Raw genomic sequence first — 4530 nt, forward strand, 5'->3', positions numbered from 1 at the left:
AACGATTTGAAGTTTTCGGTGAGGGTTTATAGTAAATCGTACATCGTAACTCGTACATCACCTACTATGTTGACCCTAAATCGAGAATTCCCAATTCGAGACCTGCCCATAATTCTCAATTCTCAATTGTCAATTCTCAATTTAGTTGTTTTTCCTTGACACCAGCCCCAGCCGCAAGAAAATGCCTTTCATCGCAATGCCCCGTAAATGTACATTGTAAATCGTAGATTGTGAATCGAATTCTGGCCGCAGGCCACTCATTCTCAATTCTCAATTGTCAATTCTCAATTAATGTTGCATAAGCGACGGGGCGAAGCTGTATTATTGAGGATATATGAAAATCTCCAGTTACCTGCCAGAACGAGTATTAAGCAACGAGGAGCTGTCTGAGCTCTTCCCCGAGTGGACTCCCAAAAAGATCGAGAAGAAGCTGGGGGTCAGGACACGGCACATCTCTGCTCAAGATGAGACCGCGCTGGACATGGCCGTAAAAGCATCCGAAAGGATATTTGAATCTGTAGATCGCGGCATTATTGACTACCTTTTGTTATGCACTCAGAGTCCGGATTATCTGCTACCAACATCAGCTTGCATTCTTCAGGATCGTTTGGGATTAAGAACAGAAATCGGAGCATTAGACTTTAATCTTGGTTGTTCAGGTTTTATATACGGCTTGTCTTTAGCTAAGGGTTTGCTGAGCGCTGGTATTGCCGAGAATGTGCTCCTGGTAGTATCAGAGACCTATTCAAAGCACTTACACCCTCGGGACAAGGGCAACAGAAGCATTTTCGGAGACGCAGCATCAGCAATGCTTGTGGACAAGAGCTTTTTATCCAAGATTCATGAGTTCGCTTTAGGTACTGATGGCAAGGGTTGGAGTAACTTGATAATACCCAATAGCGGTATGCGCAACATACTGCACTCTCAAGCTAATGACTGGACGGATGAAAACGGGGTTTTGCACAATGACGATAAGCTGTTTATGAACGGCCCCGAAATTTTCAATTTCACGATTGAAGCAGTGCCCAAACTAATAAATCAGGTGCTAGAGAAAAACAGAATGAGCCTTGACGATATTGACTATGTGATATTTCATCAGGCCAATCAATACATGCTACAGTACCTTAGAGATATTGTCGGTATTACTGAAGATAAGTTTTTCATCGACATGACAGATACCGGAAATACAGTATCAGCCACAATTCCCATAGCTCTTGAGAAGTGCTTACGTGATGACATAGTCAAGCAAGGTGACCAGGTGCTGCTAGCTGGTTTTGGTGTAGGTTATTCTTACGGGGCTACAATAATTACTATATAGGAGATTATCATGACTACTAATGAGTTTATGGTACAATTAGCAGATTTGATCGAGATCGATGATGCGCTAAGCTTGGAATCCAACCTGAAAGACTATGACGAGTATGATTCAATGGCAATCATGTCCTTGGTGGCATTTGTACACAAGAACTTTGGTAAGCAGTTTAATGCTCGACAATTGAACCAGGTGGACACGGTGGAATCATTGGTTGAACTGATCGGTAGGGATAGCTTCAGCGCATAATGCTATGGTCTGATTCAATACTCAAGGATAAGAGAGTCCTAATTACCGGGGCATCTTCGGGCATAGGTAGGAGTTGCGCCATCTTATGCAGCCAACTAGGCGCTAGAATCATAGCCTGTGGTAGGGATGAAAATCGTTTAGCGCAAACTCTTTCCTCGCTGTCCGGAACTGAAAACATCAGCCTCGATTTCGAATTGACTGATGAACACCAGATTGAAGAGAACTTCCTGAAGCTGAAGGGAAGTGAGCCAGTATCAGGATTCATACATTGTGCTGGAATAGAAAGAACCAATCCATTGAAGACCATCTATATGGAAGAGTTTACTGAGATGTTCAAGGCCAATGTAGCCTCAGCTGTAATCATATGCAAGATGATTACCAAGCCCGGAATGTATGTCAAGCGCGGCCTGAGTATTGTGTTGATGTCGTCGGTTAGTGGGTTGACAGGCGAAAAGGGAAAAATTGAATATTGTTGCACCAAATCATCACTCCAGGGACTTACAAAAGCGCTTGCATTGGAGGTTGCCAGCAGGGGCATAAGAATAAACAACATATGCCCCGCAATGGTGAAATCCGAAATGCTTGAACGAATGTTCTTAAGCTTGCCCGATGAATCTGTTCAAAGCATTAGAGATAAGCACTTGTTAGGGATTCCGGGGCCTGAGGATGTGGCGAACTTGGCCGCCTATCTAATATCTGATCTTTCTCGCCATATTACTGGAACAGTGTTATCTATAGATAGCGGATACACAATCAGCTAGAATGCAGTTTACATCCATACCATTTTTCATATTTCTATTTGTTATCGTAGTAGCTTACTATTTTTTGCCGCATAGATATCGCAACTATCTGCTGCTGGCAGCAAGCTACCATTTTTATTTCAGTATACAACCTGATTACCTTGTGCTTCTAGTGGGATCAACATTGGCAAACTACTTCTTGGGTAGAGGGCTAGAAGTATATCGCAATAGGAAAAAATGAACTGCTTGCTGTTGGCTTGATCTTTAATCTTGGTATTCTTTTCTTCTTCAAATACTTCAATTTCTTCGGAGATCAGATCAATGCCATCTTTTCTTCGTTAAGCTTAAATCTCAGCATTCCACATCACAGTCTCATCCTGCCTATCGGAATTTCCTTCTATACTTTCATGGCATTAGGGTACATCTTGGATGTTTATTGGGGAGATATTAAGTCACAACGCAATCTGCTAACATTTTCTGTGTATATGGCTTTTTTCCCTCAAATCCTTTGTGGTCCGATCGGAAGAGCCAAGAACCTGTTCAAGCAGTTTACAGATGATCACCCACTGCTCTATGATAACTTTGCTAATGGATTCCGGTTGATTCTGTGGGGACTGTTTAAAAAGATGGTTGTCGCAGATAACATAGGAGCTTATGTTGATGCAGTTTACAACAACATACCCATGCATTCCAGCTTAACTTTGATCGTAGCAGCCCTGCTCTATCCATTACAGCTCTATGCAGACTTTGGTGGATACACTGATATTGCCAGAGGAGTGGGTAAGTTATTGGGCTTTGATCTAATGGTTAACTTCAGAACTCCCTATGTGAACTCCACCTCAGTAACAGATTACTGGAAACGTAATCATATATCTCTTACAACCTGGCTGAAGGACTATGTGTTTTATCCATTTATGGGCACAAGTTCATCTAAACTGAAGGTCTATGTAGGAATCCTAATCATGTTTGTTGCAAGCGGTATATGGCATGGCGTAGGTTGGATGTTCATTATCTGGGGAGCATTGCAAGCGGGATTTCTGATTATGGAAGACCTCACAAGCTGGGACAAGAAGCTTATCGGAAACAAGTTCTCAAAAACGTTCAAGAAGATATTTACATACATGATTATATCTCTCGGGCTTGTATTCTTTAGGGTGCCTTCAATCAACGAGCTAGGGCATATGCTCAATTCAATACTTAGCAATAACTGGACATTGTATACGGGGGGGAGTAGTACTTCGGTATTCATAGCTATAGGGGTTATGATGTTACTAGTGCTGGAGATTATGCTTGATAAGAAACAGATGGATCAATTCATCGCTGAAAAGCATATTGTGCTGAGGTGGGGAACATATTTATCATTGATGATGGTAATACTACTTATCGGAGTTCTTGATGGCCAGGCCTTCATATATTTCCAATTCTAGTGTTAATCAAGTAGCTCAGAAGGCTATTGTCTTTTTGGCTCTATCATGGATTATCAGTAGTAGTATCTATTATGGTCTTAACTATATGTACATGAGATCATATGGAGGGAATTCCGGGGCTCAAATAAATCATGTAATCAGGACACAATATGATGCCTACATATTCGGAGCATCAAGAGCATCCCATCATTATGACCCATCCATAATCGAAGGGAAGCTAGGCTTAAGCTGCTTCAATGCCGGAGATGACGGTAAGAATGCCACTTACCAATTCGGAATCTTGCAAATGCTACTCAAGAAACACACTCCTAAGCTCATTATCTACGAAATTGGTGACCTCACACCATCATTGGATGGAGGCACAATTGACTTATACCCATATTACTATAATGACCCAGACATCAGGAGGATACTGATTGTTAGGGACAAATGGGCGAAGGTTAAGTTTACCTTCCCTCTATATGCGTATAACCGGAAGATTTTTAATGTATCTAAGGGTTACTTAAAATCATCCCCTCCATTCAGAACAGGTTACAGACCAATTCCAGGGGTAATGCACCCTGGTGAAGTACAAAGAATAGCAGCCTCTGCTAAAAGTATTAGCACAAGTGAGTTAGTTGACTCTCATGCAGTGTCGAGCCTGTGTTCATTTGCGAACATATGCAGGGACAGGGGAATTGATCTGATATTCAGCTACTCACCATCCTATGTCCCTAGCAAGCCTATTGGTATGGATGTCATTCATTCCATTGCCATGGATTACAATATTCCAGTTATGCTCTATGGTGAGACTCCGCAGTTC

5 protein-coding genes are annotated in these 4530 nt (G+C 41.9%); all 5 read left to right on the top strand.

Annotated features, from left to right (window positions below; genetic code table 11):
* The first annotated feature begins 334 nt into the window (after positions 1–334).
* Positions 335–1318, top strand: coding sequence for a ketoacyl-ACP synthase III (locus tag LHW48_04010; GenBank protein ID MCB5259623.1), 984 nt, complete (start codon positions 335–337; stop codon positions 1316–1318).
* Positions 1319–1327: 9 nt separating this feature from the next.
* Positions 1328–1561: a phosphopantetheine-binding protein gene (locus tag LHW48_04015; GenBank protein MCB5259624.1), complete on the top strand. Its 234-nt coding sequence runs from the start codon at positions 1328–1330 to the stop codon at positions 1559–1561.
* Complete coding sequence (locus tag LHW48_04020) at positions 1561–2322, top strand: SDR family oxidoreductase (GenBank protein MCB5259625.1); 762 nt, start codon at positions 1561–1563, stop codon at positions 2320–2322. The genes LHW48_04015 and LHW48_04020 overlap by 1 nt, the downstream gene beginning before the upstream one ends.
* Positions 2323–2558: 236 nt before the next feature.
* A complete protein-coding gene (locus tag LHW48_04025; GenBank protein MCB5259626.1) occupies positions 2559–3728 on the top strand; it encodes an MBOAT family protein in 1170 nt (389 codons plus the stop codon).
* On the top strand, positions 3697–4530 hold an 834-nt coding region (locus LHW48_04030), incomplete at its 3' end, for a hypothetical protein (protein ID MCB5259627.1). The genes LHW48_04025 and LHW48_04030, both read left to right, overlap by 32 nt.

This window comes from Candidatus Cloacimonadota bacterium (genome assembly GCA_020532355.1).
GTDB lineage: Bacteria > Cloacimonadota > Cloacimonadia > Cloacimonadales > Cloacimonadaceae > UBA5456.

Coding starts and splice junctions, on each gene's coding strand:
- LHW48_04020 (MCB5259625.1), top strand. CDS start 1,561: ATGCTATGGTCTGATTCAATACTCAAGGATAAGAGAGTCCTAATTACC.
- LHW48_04015 (MCB5259624.1), top strand. CDS start 1,328: ATGACTACTAATGAGTTTATGGTACAATTAGCAGATTTGATCGAGATC.
- LHW48_04010 (MCB5259623.1), top strand. CDS start 335: ATGAAAATCTCCAGTTACCTGCCAGAACGAGTATTAAGCAACGAGGAG.